The organism is Chroococcidiopsis sp. CCALA 051 (assembly GCF_003015105.1).
GTDB lineage: Bacteria > Cyanobacteriota > Cyanobacteriia > Cyanobacteriales > Chroococcidiopsidaceae > Chroococcidiopsis > Chroococcidiopsis thermalis.
This window is the reverse complement of the sequence record NZ_PYCI01000001.1, coordinates 24,234-45,920: the sequence shown is the minus strand read 5'-3', so window position 1 is coordinate 45,920 and position 21,687 is coordinate 24,234. Positions and strand designations below refer to the sequence as shown.

The following is a 21,687-nucleotide window of genomic DNA, read 5'->3' as shown; positions in this document are numbered from 1 at the left end:
GATCGTCTCGAATTCGGAATTGTGAATTCGGAATTCGGAATTGTTATCTCACCCACGCTATTTCCTCGACTGGGTGTAATCCCAAGACTGGAATGGAGTTATAAATGTGGGGGAGGGATTGTCGATGCTATGCATCTTCTGGTTTTCCGTGAATGAATCTAGAGGCTTGTACCGTATACCATATAGTTCTAAATTCCGAATTCTTTTACGAGAGTCGTATTTCTAAACTGTTCTCGAGCCATCAAGCAGACAACAGCTAAACGATCGCCGTTGACGGAATTTCCCGTTGAGGCGATCGCGTAAGCAAAAATCAAAAGTGTTCTGAGTCAGGAAACCAAATACTTGACAGTTACAAGAAAACAGCAGTCTATTCTGGCTCATTAGATCGTAGGGACGGCAGATTCCGGTTGCTACAGCGAAAGAATAATTTCTCTTATTTTCTCACCTATGTTTTGTCAAGGGGTAAGAGCAAAAATTTACGTTGAGGCGGCGTAATGATGTATATTCCCAACTTTTGTGCGGTGGGCTAAAAAATTGTTTCATACATGCTCCTTAACCATTATGGCGTTTTTAATATACCTATGACAGCAGGTGTAGCGAATCCGAGCCGTTGTTCTCATCGCTAATTCACGCCGACAAACCGAATAGTTGACAAGCATTAGCCGTTGTTTGAGCTGCAATCTCTTCTAGTTCAACCCCGCGCAGGTGAGCCAGAAACTCAGCAACATGCCAGACGAAAGCCGGTTCGTTGCGCCGCTCTTTTCGCTTGGGAACTGGAGCCAAAAACGGACAATCAGTTTCAATCAACAGGCGATCGCTGCTTACCATCTGTGCTGCTGTTTGAACGGTACGAGCATTCTTAAACGTGACAATGCCGCTGAAACTTATATAAAACCCCAAATCTAGAAACCAGGCAGTTTCCTCTGGAGTTCCGCTCCAGCAATGCATGACCCCGCGAATTTTCTCGCCGTGACGCTGCTTCATCAACTGTAATATCTCTCTAACTTGTGCGGCTGCTTCCCGACAATGGATAATAACAGGTAAGTTGAGGGTAGCTGCGATCTCCAATTGCGCTTCAAATACTTCTCGCTGTTGCTCTTGGTTTTCTGCTTTATAGAAATCCAGTCCCATCTCGCCGATTGCCACGACTCGATCGTTACTACACGCCAAGGACAAAATTTCTGTTGACATACTCTCCGTCCATTTGTGGGCATCTAGTGGATGTAACCCCACGGCAAAGCTGACTTCAGGAAATTGCTGCGCGATCGCGCTGATGCTGGCAAATTCTGCTGGTTCGACACAGGAATGAACCAAGTGTACGACTCCTGCTGCTTGCCATCGCGATCGCACGGCTGCCAAATCCGGTTCAAACACGTCGAAGTTGAGATGTACGTGAGAGTCGATCAATTGCATAACTAGGGAGTAGGGATTCGGGTCGTAGGGAGTAGCAAGTACTTAAAACCAGCCACTAGCCACTAGCCACTAACCACTAGTTTTAGCCATTTCGTACTGCTTGAGTTGCTTAGCCAGACGGGATTTTTTCCTAGCTCCATTATTACGATGGAGTACGCCCCGCTTTACGGCTCGGTCGATTTTGCTGTATGCTGCCGACATCCGTTGTTGGACTTCTTGCTTCAGCTCTGGAGTAGGATTGGCGGCGTAAGCTTCCAGAGTACTGAAATACTTTTTCATCAGCGTTTTGACTGCTGAGCTATATGCTTTATTCCGCAGCCGATTACGCTCGGCAATTTGAACGCGCTTGATAGCAGACTTTGTATTAGCCACAGTTAAGTTAGGGAACGTAAATTAGACAAAATCCTAGATGTACTAATATAGCACCTAGATTGACAAGATTGCGATTCTACTAAAAATCCAGGTTAAGCTAGAGAAGCAAGAACAAATAAACCATAATCGCCGTCAGGCGGATATAGTATAGTTTTGTTCCCCAGCAGGCAATTCCTAGATTAGCATCCCGAACTCCATGCTGCGAATCATCACTCAGCAGGCTGAGGTAAGAGCCGAACTCCAGCGGATCTGCGATCGCACCCACGACGAACAAGTGGCTCATAAGGAAGCGACGGTTCGGGAGGTGCTTCAGACCGTGAAGCGCCAAGGAGACCGCGCCTTAATTCACTACACTGAAGAATTTGACCAACAAACGCTGAAACCAGAAGACCTGCGCGTGAGCGGCTCGGAACTGGATGCGGCTTACCAACAGGTGTCTCAAGAATTACTCAGCGCTATCCAGCTCGCCTGTCGGCGGATCGAGGCATTTCACCGCCAGCGCGTCCCTAAATCTTGGGTACATTTCGACGAGGACGGGGTGGTATTAGGTAAGCGATACACCCCAGTGGATAGCGCGGGGCTGTATGTCCCTGGAGGGCGAGCTGCCTACCCCAGTACGGTGTTGATGAACGCAATTCCAGCAAAAGTGGCTGGGGTGAAGCGCTGTGTCATCGTCACTCCGCCAGGGATGGGAAAAACCATGAATCCGGCGGTGCTAGTGGCGGCTCAGGAGGCAGGAATTGAAGAAATTTATCGCGTCGGGGGAGCGCAGGCGATCGCGGCTTTGGCATACGGTACGGAAACACTGCCGAAAGTCGATGTGATTACGGGACCTGGTAATATTTACGTGACGCTAGCGAAAAAACTCGTCTACGGTACGGTGGGAATCGATTCTTTAGCCGGACCTTCGGAAGTCCTAATTATTGCCGACGAACAGGCTAACCCCGTCCACGTTGCTGCCGACTTGTTAGCCCAGGCAGAACACGACCCAATGGCAGCGGCAATATTGTTAACGACAGATGCGAGTTTGGCTAAGCAAGTTCAAACAGAAGTCGAGCGCCAGTTAGTCAATCACCCGCGCCGGACGCTGACGGAAAAAGCGATCGCCCACTATGGTTCGATCGCAGTCGTGGACTCGCTCAATACTGCGGCTCAACTATCGAACGAGTTTGCCCCCGAACACCTAGAATTAGAAGTAGCCGATCCTTGGGCGCTGTTAGAGCAGATCCGCCATGCAGGAGCGATTTTCTTGGGTAATTCTACCCCTGAAGCTGTAGGAGACTACTTAGCCGGTCCCAACCACACGTTACCTACTTCTGGTGCTGCTCGTTATGCTTCCGCTTTGGGGGTAGAAACTTTCCTCAAACACTCTAGTGTGATTCAGTACACGCCGGAAGCACTCCAAAAAGTTGCAGGGGCAATTGATACCCTCGCAACAACCGAAGGACTGCCTTCTCACGCTGATTCTGTGCGGTTGCGAATGCAAGATTTGCAGGCGGGAGATTGGCAAATCGGAACTGGTGAAAAGGATGGACAGTGACCAGCGAACAGTGACCAGTAAACAGTCACCAGTGACCGCGCACCACGATTTACTGAGAACTGCGAACTGAGAATTGATACCTGATAACTGGTAACTGTAGTATGGGAGGTTTGGCGGTGCTAAAGACGATTTTAGTGGCTCTTGACGGTTCGGAAATTCAGGAACGAGTGATTCAGAGTTTGGAAGAACTGCAACTCCAGCAGACGACAAAGGTGGTTCTCGCGCATGTCGTCCCTGCGGTCGAGTTAAGTCAAGAAGTTGTCAGCGATCGCCCCCAAGCCGTAGCGGAAGGACTACCCTATTTACAAATAGAAAAGCAACTGCAATCTTACCAAGCAAAAATACCAGGAGAAAGCATCATCGAGATCGTTACGGGCGATCCGGCTGAAGAAATTATTCGGTTAGCAAACATTTATCAAGCTGACCTAATTGCGATCGGCAGTCGCGGCTTAACTGGAGTAAAGAGAATTATCCAAGGTTCTGTCAGCAGTCAAGTTGTGGAAAATGCTCCTTGTTCTGTATTAGTAGTCAAACCTGCTAGGTAAGAGCAGTCGTAAGTCGTAAGTCACTAAAATAACTGACAACTAATTCGTGCAAGGATTTATTAATTTAAACAAACCGCTAGGATGGACTTCTCATGATTGCGTGGCGCGGGTCAGGCGATTGTTGCATACGTCGCGGGTAGGGCATGGAGGTACGCTAGATCCTGCGGCTAGTGGCGTTTTGCCGATCGCAGTTGGCAAAGCTACGCGGTTATTACAGTTTTTGCCTCAAGATAAAGCTTATCGAGCTACGATTCAACTTGGCATCACAACCACAACTGACGATTTAGAAGGAGAGATCCTGACTTCCCAGCCAGCAACAGATCTAAGCCTAGAGCAGATCGTTCCAAGATTAAAACAATTTCAAGGCAAAATCGTCCAAATACCACCCAAATACAGCGCCATCCAGGTAGGGGGAAAGCGGTTGTATGACCTAGCACGAGCAGGAGAGGAAGTAGACGTGCCAGAGCGCACGGTAGAGGTATATAAGATCGAAATTTTAGATTGGCAAGCCGGAGATTTTCCCAAATTAGAAGTAGCGATCGCTTGTGGTGCGGGAACGTATATTCGGGCGATCGCGCGGGACTTAGGTGCGGCGTTAGGTACTGGTGGAACGCTAGCAGCATTAACTCGTACTCGTAGCAGCGGTTTTGAAATTGCTGCAAGTCTCAGTTTAGATGAATTAGCCACACAGATAGAGCAAGGCACATTCGAGCCTATTCCTCCTGCTAAAGCTTTACAGCATCTTCCTAGCGTTAATTTATCTGAGCCAGTTGCGCGTAAGTGGTGCTTGGGTCAAAAAATTCCCTACCCAGAAGTTCCCGTTACCATGACAAACGATACTTGTTTACGAGTTGAAGATGAGGGCGATCGCTTTTTGGGTATCGGGCGTTTAGTTCAAACGGATGATGTATGTTTGTTAGCTCCCCAAATAGTTTTTGTTCCCTCATAGTCGGCGATCGATTATCAGTTATCAGTCTACCCTGGGCTTAAACTTTAGATATCTCTATGAGGAGATTGAGAACTACTTTTAGAAACACGGTATTTTTTCAAGATATATGGAATAATCTAGCTACTCTAATACAGAGTTACTGCGTTATCTAAATCAGCTAATTTTTATGAAGCGATATCTGTTTTTGATTGGGATATTGATTCTTTCTGCTGGCGTAATTCTGACTCACTCGTTCGTGGTAGCCGCTACAACTCAGCCACAACGAGTCAGTTCTGTGACAAGCGATCGCATTGCCCTTGATGAAGGGGTAAACAATGAAAACAACTTTTTTGCCTCTCTGCCTGTTTTGACAAAACAAGAGAGTCGGGCGAAAAATCGTCGAAAAGCTTTCGATAGACTGATTGAATCGGTGAGTGCAGCTAGAATAATTGAACTGAATTTCACTTGGGATACTAATTCGCCGTTGTTTCCGACAAATACCCCTTACTCAATTAGTCTATTAGCGAGACACACTCAGACTTTTGGTACGGTTTCGGGTGGGATTGGCTTTGCCACAGATAAGATGGATTTTAGCGGACAACATGGCGCACCCACTATCGATGCGATCGGTCATATTTCAAATAATCTCAAGCTATTTGGGGACATAGATGCTGTAACTAGCGAAAGCGATCTAGGACTGACAAAGCTAGGAGTCGAAGCCTACCCGAAAGAGCAGTTTGTCAACCGAGCAGTTTTACTGGATGTTGCCCGTTTCAAAGGAGTGGAGACACTTGCAGCGGGACAGGAGATTACTGTCGCAGACCTAGAAGCAACGGCGCGAGCGGAAGGAGTTGAAATTCAATCGGGTGACTCAGTATTAATTAGGACTGGCTATGGGAAGTTTTTCAACACCGAACCGACAAAGTTTTCAGAACCTCTTCCAGGTCCAGGCGAAGCAGCGGCTCGTTGGCTGGCGAAGAAGAAAGTTTTTCTGGTAGGGGACGATCAGTTAGTCTTTGAGGTGCTTCCCGCCACAGGAACGGTCTTTCCAGTGCATCGCACGCTAATTGCAGATAACGGAATCTACATTGTAGAAAATTTAAATCTAGAAGAGTTATCACAAGCATTGGCTCAAGAGGGCGTTTACGAGTTTCCTTTAGTCCTGAATCCACCTAGAATCAGAGGTGCGACAGGAGCTGCAGTTAATTCGTTTGCAATACTACCGCGTTAAGCAGTTTATATTGACAATCTGCTGATTCCAACAATAAGGGGCATTGCACCGCTACTGTAAAGCGGACACAACACCCCTTATACTGCCTATGTTTAAATTTTTCCTGTCTTCTGTCTCCTGACTTCTACAAAATTAGAAGGTTTCTGTACCCCAGCCAGGAGCTTTTTTGGCTGCTGTCAAAATAAAAGCTGCTAGATTTTCCACTTGTGCTTGTGTCAACCAGCTTTCAGGGACTTCGCGACACCAGTAAGTTTCCTCGCTGCCGTCGTAAGTCATTGGTTTACGCATATAAGCAACTAAACCGTTAATCTTGTCCCGCGATGGCATGGCTCCTTTCAGCTTTTCCAAAGAGAGTGAAACTTCTGGAAATGATATGGTGCTACCACCGACGTGACAAGTCTGGCAGCTTTGTGAAAAAGACTGCTTCCCTTGGGATATTTCTTCTGGTGAAAACGAACGAGTCTCGCGATCGCTCACTTCCAAATCGATTGGCTCAGTGACATGTAAATACCGAGCCACGTAGGAGTCAATCGCAGCTTGAGCAGGAGTACTTGGCAGCAGTAGCACTCCCAGGCAAACTATGAGAGAAAAAAACAGACAGCCAAACAAACGATAGGTCATTGGTTCATAGTCAATGGTTAACAGTCATGAGTCACCAGTTTATGGCAAACAACACGCGACAAATGACAAACAACTTAATAATAAATTTTGCCGCCTCCCCACTTGTCACCCAAAATCTTTGGTTGAAGCAGAACATGTCCGGCGATCGCTGTTAAGTCCTCATCCCGTAAATTTCTCATCGCTGGGTAAATATCCGCACTCTTGATACTGGGATGGATTTCGGCGATTTCCTCCTCTCCGTCATAGGTAGTAGGATTTTTCATATAATCCACCAACCCTTCAATGTTGTTGCGGGATGGAGAAGCTCCGGCTAGACTTTCCGGGTCTAGCCCGACGTTTTGGTTAGTCTTGGTTACACCACCAACGTGACACTGAGCGCAGGCGTAGTTAAATAGGCGTTTGCCTTCCTGCACCTGTTTGAGGCTCAGTACTGTAGTGTCACCACTGTCATTCAGTGGCACTGTACGGATAGCTTCGCTCATCTCAACTGCGGCGGCGCTGCCAACAACTAGCCCAAATGCTAACATCACAGTCGCCATTACTAGCCCGATTAATCTTTTGAACATGGTTCTCCTAAAATTTGGACGCTCAACACAGCACTTGTTCCGGTTTGCTCAATCTCTAGTTCGATTTCACTGACGATCGCTAGCCTCAGAGCTTTGCCTTTGAGACAAAATTTGACTGATAACTGCCTTAGCATCTTCCAAAGCTAGACGGGTCTGAGGATTTTTATAAGCTATTCCCAAGCGATCGCACAAAACCATGACCTCCACTGCGGGAAGGTTATAGTCCGCTGCGATTTCTGCAATGGACAAATCGGCAAAACCCATAATGAACGATTGTTTAGAAACAATTAGAGATTGAGACAGACGCTCTAATTATGTATGAATACCATGTCACTGCACAATTTGTTTCCTAAACCTTGAAGAGATAGGAGGGGCGAGGAGCGAGGAGTGAGGAGCGAGGGACGAAGGAAAGGGCTAGTTTATGAATTTTATGTAAAAAATTGTAAACTTACTGGGTTGCAGTATACACTCATGCCACATTCAGTATGGCAACGATTGGTATTGAAGAGATAGAGAGGAGCGATTTCCCCTGCCCTCACTCCTCGCTCCTCGCTCCTATTTCAGCCAGAAATACTCGAACTAAGAGCTATGCCTTCTAGATGTACCAGATTTGGAGCAGTAGTAAGTGGTTGATGTAGGGCGATCGACTGAGCCAAAGTTTTCTTAAGTTGGGTGCGGGGAACGATCGCATCGACGAAACCGTGTTCTAGTACGTCTTCAGCCGTTTGGAAATTATCTGGGAGTTTTTGACGCAGGGTTTGCTCGATCACCCGTCGTCCGGCAAAACCGATTGTTGCTTTTGGTTCTGCCAAGATGATGTCGCCTAACATGGCAAAACTCGCTGTGACGCCGCCAGTCGTTGGATTGGTTAATACTGGAATATATAGCAATTGGGCAGCGCGATGACGTTCTAAGGCGGCGGAAATTTTTGCCATCTGCATCAAGCTGAGCATTGCCTCTTGCATTCTCGCACCACCAGAGGCACAGACAATTACTACAGGATATCGCTTCTGGGTTGCTTGTTCAATTAAACGGGTGAGTTTTTCACCTACCACCGAACCCATACTACCGCCGAGAAAGCGAAAATCCATCACGCCAAGGGCTGCTGGTAAACCGTCAATTTTACCGAAACCTGTTTGCACGGCATCATTTAAACCAGTTTTTTCTTGATATTCCCGCAGGCGATCGCTATAGGCTTTGCGATCGCGAAATTGTAGTGGATCGGCGGGACGCAAATTCTCATCAATTGGCTTCCAGGTGTTGGCATCGATCAACTGGCGGATACGTTCGTTGCTATCTACCCGCATATGATGCCCACATTCCAAACAAACCATTTGATTTGCCATCAAATCCTTGTTGTAAGCCAGAACCCCGCATTCAGGGCATTTATTCCACAATCCATCAGCAATGTCACGCTCGTGCCGTTCTTGACTAATAGAACCAGATTTGCGGCGATTGGCAAACCAGTCAAGTAAAGACATTAAACCGCGAGATTCGTCGTTAGTAGCCATGTTTATCTCGATCTTCTACCAGTTATGAAATTTGTAAACAGCGTTTATGCCCTACACTTCTAGTTTCTGTAACTTCGATACCTTATTTTGGTTACTTTAGTTACTCTCGTGTTATTAAACTTAAACTTAGATATTCTGACATTTTTTAGTGCTACTTTACTCCTCTTCAATTGGACTCAATAGCAGTAAGGCAGTCCACCGATCCTTTGCATAGACTTGCAAAGCGGCAGGACTGCCTGCACCAAAATAGCTTGTACTACCCAAATCTAATATCCGTGTTGGAATGCCATGCGCCTCTAAGAGCTGTTGCATCAGTTCTGCTTCCCAGCGCCAACTCGTCGTCCTTAGCGTCATCCAGTTCACAAGATCATGTTACCAGAATCAGGGGCTAGGAGCGATCGCTCTCACGATCGGCAGCTGAGGAGGCTAGGGGCAAGTGAGCTTTGCGTGCAGGTGAGCGATTACCAATTACCAATTACCAATTACCCATTACCAACTCCCTACATAGTAGGAAACATCAACCGGAAGTAAGTCGAAAGAATGGCTTCACCAGCAAACACGGTGATGACTGCGCCGAGGGCGAGAAAGGGACCGAAAGGCATTGGTTGGCGGCGATGGAGTATCCCAAGGGCGATCGCGCCTCCGCCGACAAATGCACCCAAAGCACAAGCCAGAAAACCCGATAAGAGTAAGTATTTCCAGCCCAACCAAGCACCCATCATGGCGGCTAATTTCGCATCCCCTCCACCCATTGCGGTTTGTCCGAGACAGATGGAACTCACGATGATAATGGCATCAAACAACCAAATTCCCAATACAGTTCCAATCGCACCAGCCATGAGTTGATGAATTGCTCCTGCCCAAGTGCCTTGAACTAAATAACCCATAGCTAGTTGAAATATCAAACCCAGAACTAATCCCGATTGTGTTAGGGGGTTGGGCAATGTCATCGTATCTAGATCGATCAGCGATAGTGCCAGCAACCAACTGGCAAAAGCCCAATAACCGAGGGTTTGAGCTGAAATATCAAACGTCCAAAAAATTGATAGAAATAGCAGTCCCGTGACTGCTTCAATAAGTGGATAGCGAATGGAAATTGGATTTCTACAGTACTTACAGCGCCCTTGCAGTAACAGCCACCCTAGCACTGGTAAATTTTCTTTTCCTAGCCGATGCAAGCAATGAGGGCAGCGAGAAGGCGGATAGAGAACGGATAACCCTGCTGGTACGCGATAAACTACAACATTGATGAAGCTACCAATAGACGCTCCAAGAGCAAAAACTATAACTGCAACTGGTATGGCAAGGAGAGTATCCATTTATGAGGGGTAAGGAATCAAGGGTAAGGGGTAAGAGTGCAGTAAGTTCTGACTTACGACTTACGACTTACAACTTACGACTTAACTTATGGGTTTTCTGCTTCGATTTGGGCGATGGGGATGAAGCGTTCTTGGGGTAACAAGATCGGTTGAGTGGAAAAGAGAACCTTACCCTGATAAGTTAATTGATTGACAACAACTCCTGATGGGCGCTTGGCATTTGAGGCGTGAGTTTCGCAGTAGTCGCGGTAAATTTGACGAGCTACTTTCAAGATTGTAGGGTCGATCAACACAGGGTAATTTAGGGGATGAGAGGGGTCTTCAGTTCTCCGCGATCCAGCATATACCACAAAATTGCTCCATCTCTATCTAAAATTATTCTTAAGTTATAGCTGGTGCATCTAGGTTTGTCACCCTTTTTGGTTGTCAGTTGTCAGTTATCAATGAAGAATCACTACCAATGACTAATGACCAATGACCAATGACCAATGACAAATAACCAATTACCTATCATCCTTTGGTTAATTCCTCAATCAGTGCTTTACCCATTGCCCGACAGCCCAGTAAATTCATACCAGGGGACATGATATCGCCCGTGCGATCGCCTCTGTCTAAAACTCTTAATACTGCTTGCTCGATGCGATCGGCTGCCTCTGGTTGGTTTAAGCCGTAGCGTAACATCATAGCAGCACTGAGAACTTGTGCTAGAGGATTTGCTTTGTCTTGTCCGGCAATATCGGGGGCGGAACCGTGGACGGGTTCGTAAACTCCTGCACCACTAGCACCTAGACTAGCGGAGGGTAACATCCCGATACTACCTGTCAGCATAGCTGCTTCGTCTGAGAGAATATCACCGAAAAGGTTGCCTGTAACTATTGTGTCGAATTGTTTCGGGTTGCGAACTAGCTGCATGGCAGCGTTATCGACATACATGTGGGTGAGTTCGACATCGGGATATTCTGAGGCAAGGGCAGTGATGCGATCGCGCCACAGTTGAGAAACTTCCAACACGTTCGCTTTATCGACAGAACAGAGTTTGTTCCTGCGTTTTTGAGCTGTTTCAAATGCAACTCGTCCAATGCGATCGATTTCTGACTCGGCGTAAGCCATCGTATTGACTCCCCGCTTTTCTCCCGTTTCGCTGGAAAAAATGCCCTTGGGTTGTCCGAAGTAAATTCCCCCTGTCAGTTCTCGCACCACCATAATATCTACCCCTTCTACGACTTCTCGTTTCAGGGAAGAGGCATCAATTAGCTGTGGCAGAATCTTGGCGGGGCGCAAATTGGCAAATAGACCTAAACCCGCCCGCAGTCCTAATAACCCCGTTTCAGGGCGCTGGTGGCGCGGTAAGTTATCCCATTTGTAACCGCCGATCGCGGCTAATAATACCGCATCGCTGTTACGACAAATCTCCAATGTTTTCTCTGGTAAGGGTTCGCCTGTAGCGTCAATGGCTGCACCACCAATTAAGGCTTCTTGAAACGTAAATCCAATATTTAGTTGTTCTCCCACCAGCTTTAGCACCTCTACCGCTACTTGGATGATTTCGGGACCAATGCCATCCCCAGGTAAAAGCGCGATTCGGTATTGCTGCTGTGACATATTGGGTGATTTGGATAAAGACTTATCGGGTTAACTATCGTAGCAGGGAAACGGAGCGCAAATTCTGGATTATACTCTGCTCCACTTGCTATTCTGACTCATTAAATAATAAAGTTTCTTATTAAGAAAAATCTGCTATTGATTTGCAAATATCACTTGCTCAAGCAATATAATGACCATCACCATCTCGCTGCAAGCATGGGAAGATCTGCAACAAGAAGTAAACGAAACTGTCCAATACGATCCTTTCGACCCGTTAGATGTTACTTGGCAACTTCCTCAACTAGTCGGATATGGATACATGCGGTGGATCGAGCTGCGTCAAGGGTTAGAGTTAGAAATTACAAATTTCCGTTTGTGCGATCGCCTGATTCTCGATTGCCCCGAACTCCCAAGCCGATTAAAATTTCACTGTCATCTGTCTGGACAGCATGAGGACAAACTGACAAGCGTTGGTGACAGAGAATTTGCGCTTTACGGTAGCGGACTTGCGCCGAAAGAATTGAACGATGGTCCAAGGCAAAAGGCGTTGGAGGTGACGGTTTACATGCAGCCCGAAACGCTGCGATCGTTTGTTGGTAATTCCAACGGACAATTGCCTGTGGGACTTCAGCAACTCATTAGACCTAATGAGCGCGAACGCTACACCCGTGTTGCTAAGATTACCCCCTCAATGGAAAGCGTAATGTGGCAAATCTTGCAGTGTCCGTTTCAGGGAATTATGAAGCGAATGTATCTGGAGAGCAAAGCACTAGAGTTAGTCAGTCTAGTTTTGGGGCAAGAAAGCGAAATTCAGCAGGGAGAACGAACTATTAAGCCACTAAATGCAGGAACTTTGGAGCGGATTCACTACGCCAGAACGCTGCTGTTACAAAACCTACACCAGCCGCCTTCCCTACCTGATTTAGCGAGGCAGGCACAGCTGAATGAATACACGCTCAAGCGCGGATTTCGGCAGGTTTTTGGTACAACTGTATTTGCCTATCTGCATAAATATAGATTGGAGCAGGCGCGTCAATTGCTAACAACAGGACAAATGGCAGTATCAGAAGTGATGAAAGCGGTGGGATTTAGCGATCGCCACCACTTTGCTGCTGCTTTCCGCAAGCAGTTTGGAGTGAGCCCTAGAGAGTTTCTCATGCGACATAAATGCTCCGTATAGCCCACCAAAAAAGTTCCCGCTATCCCACCAATGTATCTTTTGCGATCGCCACGACTTCGGTAGTCTCTTACTATTGCAAAAGATTCTTAATTTTAGTGTGGTGTGATGTTAAATCATCTGTGGCGATCGCTGTTGATGGCTAGTGTAGTTTTATGCTTAGTTGCTCAGCCTGCTGGGGCAGAAGAGATAGGCAGTGGGATAAAAGAAGAAAAAGAGAGATCTATTGCCCCCCTTATTAAGGGGGGTTGGGGGGATCGACAACTCGCCCAGTCTCCGATTCAAGTCACGGGTGTGAGACTCAACCCTACTGAAACTGGAATTGAGGTAATATTAGAGACTCCGCAAGGTAAAGCACTCCAGCCAAGGGCGATCGCTTTAGGAAAGTCATATATTGCTAACATTCCCGATGCCGTATTAGCTCTACCCCAGAAACAAGAGTTTCGTCAAGATAACCCAGCTAGTGGGATTACTCGTGTCAGCGTAACTCAGACTGCTGGTAACAATATTCGGGTGACAGTGACAGGTGCGACGGGTTTACCAGCAATTCAGTTGTATGACAGTCCGACGGAGGGTTTAATTTTCGGCGTTGCCAGTGCAGCATCTCCTACACCACAGCGGCAAAAACCTCAAGCACCGTCGGGCGAAACTGATAAACCAGTGGTAGGGGAAGACGAGGAAAAAGAAATTGTTGTTACAGGGGAACAAGAAACAGGGTACAACGTACCTAATACATCAACTGCAACTCGAACCGACACACCCTTGCGGGAGATTCCCCAGTCGATTCAAGTCATTCCCCAAGAAGTGCTACGCGACCAACGCGCCGACCTTACTAGTGCGCTCCTCAATGCCCCAAGCGTCCGTAACTCAGCACCTACTAACTTTGACTCATTGCGGTTGCAAGTTCGGGGATTTTTTCCCTCATTAACGGTGAATGGTTTCAAGGACTCATTAAATTCTTCTAGCATTGGCTCTGACCTGACAGGATATGACAGAATCGAAGTCCTTCTGGGTCCCAACTCGATTTTATTTGGTTCATCAGCGCCAGGGGGTACAGTCAACTTGGTGACAAAACAGCCACTGCGCGATCCTTACTACTTCGTCGAGGCAACTATTGGTAATTTTGATTTTTATCGTGGTGAAGTGGATTTATCTGGACCATTAGACGAATCTAAGAATGTCCTGTATCGATTGAATGCGTCTTACCGAGATCAAGGCTTTTTCACTGACTTGACCAACACCACAAGTCTAGTAATTGCTCCGGCAGTGAGTTTTGCGTTCACAGAAAATACAAAATTAACCCTTGAAGGTCGCTACGCAGATGTCAAATTTGACTCAATCACCTTTGGTTTGCCTCTGATTGGAACTATACGTTCTAATCCCAATGGAGAAATACCCCGCGATCGCAACGTCAATGAAGGTACTCTTGATGCTGAAAGTACCAGAATTGGATACACGTTAGAGCATAAATTTAATCGGAATTGGTCGTTCAGAAATGCTTTTCAATATACTAGATACTTTTCTGGTTACTTCGGTGATGATGCAGGAACTATCCAAACTGCGCTTTTACCTGATAATCGGACATTGGAAAGAGAATATTTCTATGAACGTTCTGAGCAGAGCGATTATAGGCTTTCGACCGATGTTGTTGGTAATTTCGCAACGGGTTCAATCCAACATCAGTTATTGTTTAGCTTGGATTTGGGTAGAATAAGTGGCGAGTTTCGCGGTCAAAGTAGAGAAATCGCTCCCCTCGATCTATTCGATCCAATTTACGGACAACCACCTGGAGCAGTCATACCTGGGTCTGAATATGATAACAAGAACGAGACAGAAGAACTTGGTTTAATATTGCAAGACCAGGTGACGATCGCAAACAATTTAAAGCTACTCTTAGGCGGTCGATTCGATATCTTTGAGCAAACTGACACAGACTCGATCGCCGATACAGAAACAAATCAATCGGGAGATGCTTTTAGTCCCCGTTTGGGTATTTTATATCAGCCAATTCCGCCTATTTCCCTCTACGCTAACTACAGTCGCTCGTTCGAGCCATCCATCGGTCAAGCCTTTGATGGTAGCGAATTTGAGCCGACTAGAGGGACTCAGTTTGAAATCGGAGTTAAAGCAGATTTAAACGACAGGCTTTCGACTACATTGGCGTTGTATAACATCACCCAATCGAACGTTACAACCGAAGATCCCGATAATATAGGCTTCGAGGTTCAAACAGGGGAACAGCGCAGCCGAGGCGTCGAACTTAATCTTGCAGGTGAAATTTTACCAGGGTGGAAGATTTTTGCTGGTTATGCTTACAACGATGCAGAAGTCACAGAAGATAACGTCATTCCAGTAGGCAACCGTGTAGAACAATCAACTCCTCATGCTGCTAGCTTGTGGACAACTTATGAAATTCAACAAGGAGACTTGCAAGGTTTGGGTTTTGGTTTAGGACTTTTCTATGTAGGCGATCGCGCCGGAGATAGAGAGAATACATTTGAAGTCCCTAGCTACTTAATCACAAATGCTGCCATCTTCTACAAGCGAAACGTATTCCGTGCTGCCCTCAATTTCAACAACCTCTTCGACATTGATTATTTTGAAAGTGCTTTCAATGACTTGCGCGTTCATCCTGGTGTGCCGTTCACCGTGCAAGGAACAATTTCCTGGGAGTTTTGAGTTAGGGTTTTCATGAAGAGGTTTCTATACCATCTTACCTATCTACTATGTTTGGGAATTGTGACATTTGTGCTGATTTGCGCCTGTAGTCAAAGTAGCTACCAAGATGCCACATCTCCAACATCTTCAGCAGAAAATTGTCGCATTGTACAACATCCAATGGGAGAAACCTGCGTTCCGCTCAATCCTCAACGAATTTTTGCTTTAGATGTTCTGAGTCTTGCTAACACCGTTGCTTTAGGGATCGAGCCGATCGCCGCAGGAATATGGTCCCCTAGAGAGGGTATTCTAGAACCTACTCCGCATTTAGCAGACAAAATCGAAGGCATTGCTTTACATAGTTTTTCTAGCCAGCCCAATTTAGAGAAAATTCTGCTGATTAAGCCCGACTTTATTATTAGTGTTTCCGATCCTTCAATGCGAGGAATTTACCAGCAACTGTCACAAATTGCTCCTACTGTATTAGTTCCCTGGGCAGAAATTTCACGAGATTGGAAACAACACTTGAAAGAAACTGCAAAGGTTTTTGGGAAAGCAGAAGTAGCTGACAAACTCTTGAAAGGCTACTACCAAAGAGTGGAAAAACTGAAACAGGCATTAGGGACTTTGCACGACGCTCCACAAAAAAACTACAGTCAGCCATTTCATGCATCATTTGTCCATGTTAGTAATGGATTATATCTTAATCTTAAAGATTCTTTTTCTGGCACAATATTGAACGATATTGGGTTATTGTCTCCTAAAGTGTCTAATCAGCTAGCATTACCAATTTCTGAGGAAAGTTTAGCCGAAATTGATAGCGATGTTCTTTTTATTGGAACATACAGAGAAAACGATCGCTCTACCCTTGAGTATTTTCAACGCAAACCCCTATGGTCAAAGATTAAGGCTGTTCAACGCGATCGAGTGTATCTTGTTGATTTCCATACTTGGTACGGCTTTGATTTTTTTGCATCTCATGCCGTATTGGATGATATCGAGAAGTACTTAGTTAAGAAACCTTAACTGCACACCTAAACAACAAATTCAACTAGCTCGATCTAGCCGATCGCCCCTACAACTCCTCTCCTAGCTGCCGCAGTCGTTGGGCTAGCTGTTCTGCCCGTTGCCGTTCCGCTTCTGCTTCGCTCAAACAGCGATCGCCATTGCGAATCGAAGACGTTTTGACTTTTAACTTTTAACTTTTGACTTTTCGTTGGCGATCGCTACCAGAAAAACTACCAGATAGTTTGCATATTAAGCATAGTTCATAAAGTCAGTAGACTCAATCGTAAGGTCATAAAATAATTTTTGTAAGATATTGACATAACAATGCTTAAAAGTTACTAGCGATGATTGAAAATGGTCAACTAAAATGGTTAACAGACGAGCCGAAACCATCATCTGCCCGTGTAATTGTGACGATTTTAGAAGATACCACGCCATCAGTAAAGCGTCGGACTCCTCCTGCTTCAATCGCAGGTAAAGGTAAAACCTTGGGTGATTTGATTAGTCCTGTGATTGAAGAACAAGACTGGGAATGTCTCAAGTAATTGTTCTAGATACTCATATTTGGATTTGGTTTGTCACCCAGGAATTCGAGCTATTTCCATCTCACTGGCGAGAGGCGATCGAAACTGCTGACCAAGTAGGTGTTTCACCTGTATCCTGCTATGAGGTCGCTTTAGCACAGCAAAGGAGGCGGCTAGAATTGCCTTGTAGCGTCGATCGCTGGCTTGAGGATGCTTTGGAACCAACAGGTATTACCTTGTTTCCACTGACTGCCGAAATCGCTTACCAAGCTGTTAGCCGATCGCCTGTTCACAAAGACCCCTTCGATCGTTTAATTATTGCTACAGCACTAGTTTATAAAGCGAAGCTAGCCAGTATTGACAGCTTGTTTTCTCAGTATTCAGAACTCGATACACAATTGATGAGATCGACTGAAAGATTGACCTGAGCACAAATAGCATCCCAATCTCAATAGCATGAAGTTGATGCGACGATGGAAGATTAAGACTTCAAAGGGGTGAACCTTTTACAATTATTGGCTCGATCGGTTGGTAGTAAATCAAGCGACATTTTCATCCAGATGGAACCAAATGCACTCAGACATAATTTCTCGCCGCATCAAGCTTTGCTTGCAACAGCGAAGGATTTTTACTTCGTTCTGCTTTTGCTATAGCTTCTGCTTCAGCGATCCGCAGATCGATTTCTTCTCGATGGTCGTAGTAAAATGCCATAGCAAAGTAGGAGATTGTTGAAAAAGTTTGTTGAATATCGAATCTCGTCGCATGAAAAATTCTGAGTTAATCTATTTCTTGCAATCTGCGATAAATCCGATACAGCAGTTGTACTAGATATGTAAAATTCCAGCACCCTCCGACTTTCGACTTCTATACGGGCGGGTTTATCAGAATAATTATTTGTTGTTTCAGGGATCTTCAAAAAAACCGCCCTTACGACTTCCGGCTTTTTTTGTCACAATCGGCATTTAACCCTACTGACAAAATAGATCCAAGCAAGCTAAGCTATCCGATAGTGAAGTTGCGTTCATGACGCTGACTCACCCTTTTGTCTCCCAAACTTAGCACCCATGCTCAACGAACTGGCAATTCGCACTTGTGGGCTGACGAAACAATTCGATCGCCACATTGCGGTGAACGACGTCGATTTACAAGTTCAGGCTGGGGAAGTCTACGGCTTAATTGGACCGAACGGTGCAGGTAAAACAACGCTAATTCGGATGTTAGCAGCAGCCGAGGAACCAACTAAGGGAGAAATATACATCAATGGCGATCGCTTGGTAGGCGATCGCGACAATTCTACTCTCAAACAACGCCTGGGTTATTTACCCGACGATTTTCCCCTCTACGACGATCTCACCGTTTGGGACTACCTAGACTATTTTGCGCGGCTGTACAAGTTGAAAGAACCGCGCCGCAGTCAACGCTTGCGAGAAGTCTTAGAACTCGTCCAATTGAGTCAAAAACGTCGCAGCTTAATTGCTACCCTGTCGCGGGGGATGAAGCAACGCCTGAGTTTGGCAAGAACAATCATCCACGAACCGATTGTATTACTATTAGACGAACCCGTTTCGGGACTTGACCCAATCGCCCGAAGGCAATTTCGGGAAATTATTAGGGTTTTGCAAGAAGCGGGAATGACCATTTTGATTTCATCCCACGTTTTAAGCGACTTAGCAGAGTTATGCACTTCTGTGGGAATTATGGAGTTGGGCTTTCTAGTGGAGAGTACAACATTAAGTCAGTTATACCAACGGCTGGCTCGCCAGCAAATTTTCTTAACAACCTTGGGAGAAATCGACAGATTAACAGCAGAATTGAATAATCACGCCCTCGTAGCGGGATGGGAGGTGTTACCAGGAGGACGGGTGCAGATAGATTTTACTGGAAATCAGGAAGACTGTGCGGATTTATTGCGATCGCTAATTGCAGCTGGCGTTCCTTTATCTGAATTTCATTGTACTCAGGAAGACTTAGAAACAATTTTCCTCAAACTAGGACACCAGCAAGCGTCTTAACTATGGGTTAGGAGTTAGGGGGTAGGGGTTAGGGGTAAGTCAAAAGTCAAAAGCTAAAACTCAGAAGTGACAGCTAATAAAGGACCAACTACCAATTACCAACTACCAATTACCAATTACCAGAACGGGAGATTTATTCTTATGAGATTAAGTTGGATAGACAAATTGGGGGATAAAAACCCTCAGTTGTTGCGGGAGATTAAAGGGAGATTTAAACCGCGCAATTTAGTTATTTCGACAGTTATTTCTTTACTGGGACAATTTTTCTTATTTCGCATATTTCAAGCAAAATTACCATCTGCTAGTCAAGGTTGGTCAATGCCAACTCGTCATCCTTTATGTACTGGCGACCAGTGGGAATATTCCATACCTGAATGTCTCACAGATGCTGCGGGAAATCTTTTGATTAATTGGCAGATGTGGTGGTGGGATGTATTTTACACTGTCAGTAAGTTTGGTGTTTTTGCCCTCATTTTAGCAGGCACTTACACGCTGATTAGTGACTTAGCTAATGAAGAACGTCGAGACACGCTCAATTTTATTCGCCTCAGCCCTCAATCGGCTAAAAGTATTTTAATTGGCAAACTATTGGGTGTACCAAGTTTACTGTACATTGTAGTAGCTCTAGCTGTACCACTGCATTTAATCGCCGGGATTGGGGCGCACGTTCCTCTAAGTTTAATTTTCAGCTTTTACGGACTAGTAGTTGCTAGCTGTATTTTCTTTTTCAGTGCTGCTTTACTATTTGGTTTAGTGAGTGCTTGGCTAGGTGGATTTCAAGCTTGGTTAGGTAGCGGTGCAGCATTTGTGTGTCTATTTATTGCCACTGCCAAACCTGTACTTCATACACCGTCAGACTGGCTAAATTTGTTTTCACCATTTTTGATTTTTGAGCAAATCGCTAAGGCAACTGAACTAGAAAACTATAGTTTGTCGCTGCTTAGCACGGCAGATTTAGAACTATTCTATCTGCCTATAGGCGATGCATTGTGGGCAACATTGGGTTTGGCAGTTCTCAACTTTGGGGTTGGGACGTACTGGATTTGGCAAGCTTTGCAGCGTCGGTTCCATAATCCTAGTAAAACCATTTTTAGCAAGAGCCAAAGTTATTTGATGGTGGCAAGTTTGGAGGCAATCTTGGTTGCATTTGCTGCTACAACACCTAAATATCGATATTCAACCAATCTCGGGCATAACTTTCAAGAATTGCTTGTCTACAACTTGGTATTGTTTATCTGTTTGATTGTAACTCTCACGCCGCAGCGTCAAACCTTACAAGATTGGGCAAGATATCGACGGGAAAGAGTTAGCAATCGTCAAAAGTTCTTGAGTTCTTTGCTAGTCAAAGATTTGACGTGGGGAGAAAAAAGCCCAGCTATAGTCGCGATCGCACTAAACTTAGCTATTGCTGCTACGACTTTAACTCTTTGGATTACCTTTGTCTTACAACCGATTGACAAACAGCCTGCTTTCTTGAGTATGGTTATTGGTGGTAATTTGTTACTGCTCTGTGCTGCGATCGCCCAACTTTTAACATTTATGCGGGCGCAAAAGCAAGGTTTGTGGATTGCTGGGGCTTTGGGTGCGGTCATTTTATTACCCACAGCCATTCTTACCGTACTATCAATCTCGCCATACCAAATTCCTGGTTTGTGGTTGTTTACACCTTTTGCTTGGTTTGCATTGGAAAAAGCCAGCAATACAACTATCTTTTTGGCGCTATTAGGACAGTGGAGTGCAGTCACTCTCTGTACGATTCGCATGACGCGCCAGATCCAACGTGCGGGTGAATCGAGTACTAAAGCTTTAATGAGCGATCGCCCTTCTTTACCTGTAGGATAAGCATCGATCTACAATACATTCGTAGGGGCGTACATCTGTGCGCCCTTATATATTTTTAACCTTCTCCTAAAGTCTGTTGTGCAGCATGTCGGATGTGGAGAATGCGAACTGTAGCCACTTCATTATTCTCAATAATAGTGAAAAGAATACGGTACGAATTACGACCTTTACCGTAGATAAGTTGACGAATTTCTTGACTAAAATATCGATCTTCTCTTGCAAGCGGACAACGCTTGGGCATTTGTGACAAAGATTCAATTGCCCTTAGTAACCCTTCATACCACTGTCTTGCTTTCTCAAATGATGCTATTTGAGATATTCGTAGAAATGCACTATCTACTTCTCCCTCTGCCACACTAGAAATTTCGATACGATAACTCACAAATCAGTTGACAGGTTGTATTTAAGGCGCTGTTCCTCAGCAAATTCTTGAAACGAACGGGAACGTCCCGCTTCAAAATCATCTAATCCACGCTGAATACCTGCAATAGCTTCCTCAGAGTCTTGCAACTCCCACTTTAAAATGTCAGTTATCAATTCAGCCGCAACAATACTTACATCTTGTCCTTGTTGTGCTGCTTTTTCCCGCAGTTGCGCTTCTACTTCTGGACTCAGAGAAATGACAATTGACATAAACTCTGTTTTTTGAATATCGAGCCTCTACGTGTCATTTTAACAAATTAGCTAAGTTTTCGCGCAATTAGAGTCATGTCATTATTTACGTGCTAAAGGCTGCTATCGTGCAAACTCAGGTAAAGCTTTAGTTTTTGTTGCACACTTCAAGAAGTATATAGTCTCTAAAGCTTTTAGACATAAACAAAAAACAGGTCAAGAAA

At 45.4% G+C, this 21,687-nt stretch carries 25 protein-coding genes and 1 pseudogene; 12 read left to right on the top strand and 14 right to left on the bottom strand.

Going from position 1 to position 21,687, the window contains the following annotated elements; genetic code table 11:
* Nucleotides 1-188: 188 nt before the first annotated feature.
* The 3 genes from C7Y66_RS32755 to rpsT form a co-directional block, all read right to left on the bottom strand.
* Nucleotides 189-314, bottom strand: a complete 126-nt coding sequence (locus C7Y66_RS32755) for a hypothetical protein (RefSeq protein WP_255409909.1) — start codon at nt 312-314, stop codon at nt 189-191.
* A gap of 313 nt (nt 315-627) precedes the next feature.
* Entirely contained in the window at nt 628-1,413 is a 786-nt protein-coding gene (locus C7Y66_RS00225) for a TatD family hydrolase (protein ID WP_106544043.1), read from the bottom strand.
* A 69-nt stretch (nt 1,414-1,482) separates the two neighbouring features.
* Nucleotides 1,483-1,785 (bottom strand): 30S ribosomal protein S20, encoded by a 303-nt coding sequence (gene rpsT, locus C7Y66_RS00220; RefSeq protein WP_015152546.1) that lies wholly within the window; start codon nt 1,783-1,785, stop codon nt 1,483-1,485.
* Nucleotides 1,786-1,981: 196 nt separating this feature from the next.
* Here rpsT and hisD point away from each other — a divergent pair, with 196 nt between their 5' ends.
* The 4 genes from hisD to C7Y66_RS00200 all read left to right on the top strand — a co-directional run bounded on the left by hisD (nt 1,982) and on the right by C7Y66_RS00200 (nt 6,029).
* Nucleotides 1,982-3,325 (top strand): histidinol dehydrogenase, encoded by a 1,344-nt coding sequence (gene hisD, locus C7Y66_RS00215; RefSeq protein WP_015152545.1) that lies wholly within the window; start codon nt 1,982-1,984, stop codon nt 3,323-3,325.
* A 116-nt stretch (nt 3,326-3,441) separates the two neighbouring features.
* The gene (locus C7Y66_RS00210) at nt 3,442-3,870 is read left to right on the top strand and encodes a universal stress protein (RefSeq protein ID WP_015152544.1); all 429 of its coding nucleotides are present in this window, start codon (nt 3,442-3,444) and stop codon (nt 3,868-3,870) included.
* 46 nt (nt 3,871-3,916) lie between these two features.
* On the top strand, nt 3,917-4,819 hold the full coding sequence (gene truB / locus C7Y66_RS00205) for a tRNA pseudouridine(55) synthase TruB (RefSeq protein WP_015152543.1): 903 nt from the start codon (nt 3,917-3,919) through the stop codon (nt 4,817-4,819).
* Nucleotides 4,820-4,985: 166 nt separating this feature from the next.
* Nucleotides 4,986-6,029, top strand: coding sequence for a cyclase family protein (locus C7Y66_RS00200; protein ID WP_106544042.1), 1,044 nt, complete (start codon nt 4,986-4,988; stop codon nt 6,027-6,029).
* 132 nt (nt 6,030-6,161) lie between these two features.
* Here C7Y66_RS00200 and psbV2 read toward each other — a convergent pair whose 3' ends face one another.
* From psbV2 to C7Y66_RS00175, 5 genes are all read right to left on the bottom strand, one after another.
* Entirely contained in the window at nt 6,162-6,650 is a 489-nt protein-coding gene (gene psbV2 / locus C7Y66_RS00195; protein ID WP_106544041.1) for a photosystem II cytochrome PsbV2, read from the bottom strand.
* Between the two features lie 74 nt (nt 6,651-6,724).
* Nucleotides 6,725-7,216, bottom strand: a complete 492-nt coding sequence (psbV, locus tag C7Y66_RS00190) for a photosystem II cytochrome c-550 (RefSeq protein ID WP_015152540.1) — start codon at nt 7,214-7,216, stop codon at nt 6,725-6,727.
* A gap of 66 nt (nt 7,217-7,282) precedes the next feature.
* Nucleotides 7,283-7,480 (bottom strand): hypothetical protein, encoded by a 198-nt coding sequence (locus C7Y66_RS00185; RefSeq protein ID WP_015152539.1) that lies wholly within the window; start codon nt 7,478-7,480, stop codon nt 7,283-7,285.
* Between the two features lie 296 nt (nt 7,481-7,776).
* Entirely contained in the window at nt 7,777-8,727 is a 951-nt protein-coding gene (gene accD, locus C7Y66_RS00180; protein WP_106544040.1) for an acetyl-CoA carboxylase, carboxyltransferase subunit beta, read from the bottom strand.
* Nucleotides 8,728-8,883: 156 nt separating this feature from the next.
* Nucleotides 8,884-9,090, bottom strand: coding sequence for a DUF2007 domain-containing protein (locus C7Y66_RS00175; RefSeq protein ID WP_041462322.1), 207 nt, complete (start codon nt 9,088-9,090; stop codon nt 8,884-8,886).
* A gap of 6 nt (nt 9,091-9,096) precedes the next feature.
* On the opposite strand from C7Y66_RS00175, the gene C7Y66_RS30755 reads away from it, so the two are divergent.
* Entirely contained in the window at nt 9,097-9,258 is a 162-nt protein-coding gene (locus tag C7Y66_RS30755) for a hypothetical protein (RefSeq protein WP_158265832.1), read from the top strand.
* On the opposite strand, the gene C7Y66_RS00170 is transcribed toward C7Y66_RS30755, so the two are convergent.
* The 3 genes from C7Y66_RS00170 to leuB all read right to left on the bottom strand — a co-directional run bounded on the left by C7Y66_RS00170 (nt 9,228) and on the right by leuB (nt 11,648).
* On the bottom strand, nt 9,228-10,046 hold the full coding sequence (locus C7Y66_RS00170) for an A24 family peptidase (protein WP_015152536.1): 819 nt from the start codon (nt 10,044-10,046) through the stop codon (nt 9,228-9,230). The two genes, C7Y66_RS30755 and C7Y66_RS00170, sit on opposite strands and share 31 nt — an antisense overlap.
* An 86-nt stretch (nt 10,047-10,132) precedes the next feature.
* On the bottom strand, nt 10,133-10,396 hold the full coding sequence (locus C7Y66_RS00165) for a hypothetical protein (RefSeq protein ID WP_015152535.1): 264 nt from the start codon (nt 10,394-10,396) through the stop codon (nt 10,133-10,135).
* Between the two features lie 160 nt (nt 10,397-10,556).
* A complete protein-coding gene (gene leuB, locus C7Y66_RS00160) occupies nt 10,557-11,648 on the bottom strand; it encodes a 3-isopropylmalate dehydrogenase (protein WP_106544039.1) in 1,092 nt (363 codons plus the stop codon).
* Between the two features lie 172 nt (nt 11,649-11,820).
* Here leuB and C7Y66_RS00155 point away from each other — a divergent pair, with 172 nt between their 5' ends.
* The 5 genes and pseudogenes from C7Y66_RS00155 (at nt 11,821) to C7Y66_RS00135 (ending at nt 17,425) form a co-directional block, all read left to right on the top strand.
* A complete protein-coding gene (locus tag C7Y66_RS00155) occupies nt 11,821-12,810 on the top strand; it encodes a helix-turn-helix domain-containing protein (protein ID WP_106544038.1) in 990 nt (329 codons plus the stop codon).
* 105 nt (nt 12,811-12,915) lie between these two features.
* Nucleotides 12,916-15,486 (top strand): TonB-dependent siderophore receptor, encoded by a 2,571-nt coding sequence (locus C7Y66_RS00150; RefSeq protein WP_106544037.1) that lies wholly within the window; start codon nt 12,916-12,918, stop codon nt 15,484-15,486.
* Between the two features lie 12 nt (nt 15,487-15,498).
* The gene (locus C7Y66_RS00145) at nt 15,499-16,491 is read left to right on the top strand and encodes an ABC transporter substrate-binding protein (protein ID WP_106544036.1); all 993 of its coding nucleotides are present in this window, start codon (nt 15,499-15,501) and stop codon (nt 16,489-16,491) included.
* A gap of 306 nt (nt 16,492-16,797) precedes the next feature.
* Nucleotides 16,798-17,018: pseudogene (locus C7Y66_RS00140) on the top strand (hypothetical protein).
* Entirely contained in the window at nt 17,006-17,425 is a 420-nt protein-coding gene (locus tag C7Y66_RS00135) for a type II toxin-antitoxin system VapC family toxin (protein ID WP_015152530.1), read from the top strand. The pseudogene C7Y66_RS00140 and the gene C7Y66_RS00135 overlap by 13 nt, the downstream one beginning before the upstream one ends.
* Nucleotides 17,426-17,573: 148 nt before the next feature.
* Here C7Y66_RS00135 and C7Y66_RS32750 read toward each other — a convergent pair whose 3' ends face one another.
* The gene (locus tag C7Y66_RS32750; protein ID WP_015152529.1) at nt 17,574-17,708 is read right to left on the bottom strand and encodes a hypothetical protein; all 135 of its coding nucleotides are present in this window, start codon (nt 17,706-17,708) and stop codon (nt 17,574-17,576) included.
* 353 nt (nt 17,709-18,061) lie between these two features.
* On the opposite strand from C7Y66_RS32750, the gene C7Y66_RS00130 reads away from it, so the two are divergent.
* On the top strand, nt 18,062-19,009 hold the full coding sequence (locus tag C7Y66_RS00130; protein WP_015152528.1) for an ABC transporter ATP-binding protein: 948 nt from the start codon (nt 18,062-18,064) through the stop codon (nt 19,007-19,009).
* Nucleotides 19,010-19,075: 66 nt separating this feature from the next.
* A complete protein-coding gene (locus tag C7Y66_RS00125) occupies nt 19,076-20,851 on the top strand; it encodes an ABC transporter permease (protein ID WP_106544034.1) in 1,776 nt (591 codons plus the stop codon).
* A 55-nt stretch (nt 20,852-20,906) separates the two neighbouring features.
* Here C7Y66_RS00125 and C7Y66_RS00120 read toward each other — a convergent pair whose 3' ends face one another.
* Together C7Y66_RS00120 and C7Y66_RS00115 are read right to left on the bottom strand one after the other, a co-directional pair.
* Entirely contained in the window at nt 20,907-21,233 is a 327-nt protein-coding gene (locus C7Y66_RS00120) for a type II toxin-antitoxin system RelE/ParE family toxin (RefSeq protein WP_106544033.1), read from the bottom strand.
* Nucleotides 21,230-21,484: a hypothetical protein gene (locus tag C7Y66_RS00115; RefSeq protein ID WP_015152526.1), complete on the bottom strand. Its 255-nt coding sequence runs from the start codon at nt 21,482-21,484 to the stop codon at nt 21,230-21,232. The genes C7Y66_RS00120 and C7Y66_RS00115 overlap by 4 nt, the downstream gene beginning before the upstream one ends.
* Nucleotides 21,485-21,687 lie beyond the last annotated feature (203 nt).